This window comes from Helicobacter sp. MIT 01-3238 (assembly GCF_003364135.1).
Lineage (GTDB): Bacteria > Campylobacterota > Campylobacteria > Campylobacterales > Helicobacteraceae > Helicobacter_B.
In genome coordinates, this window is record NZ_NXLN01000054.1 from 1 (window position 1) to 1,378 (window position 1,378).

Annotated in this window: 3 protein-coding genes; 1 reads left to right on the forward strand and 2 read right to left on the reverse strand. The window is 44.3% G+C overall.

What is annotated here, in order from left to right; genetic code table 11:
- Positions 1-233 precede the first annotated feature (233 nt).
- Positions 234-467 (reverse strand): hypothetical protein, encoded by a 234-nt coding sequence (locus CQA40_RS10930; RefSeq protein ID WP_147290212.1) that lies wholly within the window; start codon positions 465-467, stop codon positions 234-236.
- Positions 451-651: a hypothetical protein gene (locus CQA40_RS10710; RefSeq protein ID WP_181882933.1), complete on the reverse strand. Its 201-nt coding sequence runs from the start codon at positions 649-651 to the stop codon at positions 451-453. Before CQA40_RS10710 ends, CQA40_RS10930 begins: the two co-directional genes overlap by 17 nt.
- Before the next feature lie 40 nt (positions 652-691).
- On the opposite strand from CQA40_RS10710, the gene CQA40_RS10715 reads away from it, so the two are divergent.
- A partial coding sequence (locus tag CQA40_RS10715) for a hypothetical protein (protein WP_220271926.1) occupies positions 692-1,378 on the forward strand: 687 nt, incomplete at its 3' end.

Below are 1,378 nucleotides of genomic sequence, written 5' to 3' on the forward strand. Positions count from 1 at the left end.
CAAACCCCCTAAAATTCGCCGTTTTTTTTTTTTTTTGGTTTTTTTTGCAAAATTTTGCGATTTTTTTATTTCATTTAAGGATTATTTAAGCTACATTTACTTATCATTTACCTTGACTTTTTTATAGCTTTGTGAAATCCAACCCAAATCACAAGCGATTAAAAAAGGAATCTAGCTCACAATAGCTAGATTTTGATTTCACTTTATGGATTTTGCGTTTATCACAAACGCAGTCAAATAAAGTAACACAAAGGAGCAAAAATGAAAAGAGAACAAAGGCAAGTGCTTCTAGCACAGCAAGGTAGCTCTATAAACGAGAGAGAGAGAGAGAGAGAGAGAGAGTAAATCTCGGCTAGCTCATAGTTCCCCCTCCACTTATGAGGGACAATCTGTAATTCCCCCCTCCCTTGCGGAGGGGGTAAGGGGGTGGGTAGATACCACCTCCGCTTCTCAAGCAAAGTCGGCAACTGCTAGCAACAAAAACACAACTGCTAGCAATGCAAACTTCGCAAGTATCTCAAAAGCAGATTCTGCCCTAAGTGCAAAATCTGCCAAAGATACCCACCCCCAAACCCCCTCCGCAAGGGAGGGGGCTTTTGAAGTTGCCAACAGCGCACCCCACGCAACCACCCCATCCAAACCCAAACGCATAGGACTATCTCTAGCTACTGCTAGCATTATCGCTAGTGGTGTGCTAGATATATCTGCGGCGGCTTGTCGGTGGAGTGAGGATTGGAGTAGAGGCGATGCAAACTCAAACGGAGTGGGGAGATATGCTAGGGTTGATTGCACGGGCACTACGACAAATCTCCGCACAGAGTTTGGAAACCGCACAAGTGGCAACTACTACCGCGAGCTAAGGTGGTATCTAAGTGGCACTACAAATGAGACAAACATAAGCGCGACTTTTAGCAAAAATAATAACGATTGGTGGAATGGAAACCAAATGACGACAGAGGTGTATTTCAATGGTTTTAATGCACCAAACACTAGCTTTACTTTCACCAACACAAATATAGGCAACGCAGGAATCTCTGTAACCAACTCAACTCTACGAAGCCTAAGCCTAAACACAGGTAATTTCAATAGAGGACTAACCGTCTCTGGCTCAAATATCGGCTCTCTATCTGTGGGAGGCACATTGCCACACCTTATCATCGGTGGTAGCTCTACTATCGGCAATCTTACTATCTCTGGGACTATCTCTGGAGGCAATGTGGGGCAATACATCGCCCAAATCGGTGGTGGCTCACTAGTTACACGACTATCTATCACAGGAAATGTATCTGGCAATCTATCTGTGGGAGAGAGAGGTGTGCTAAATAGCGGCTTTTTGACTGACTTCTCTGGTGCGAGTGGAAAATTTAGCACTGCTGGG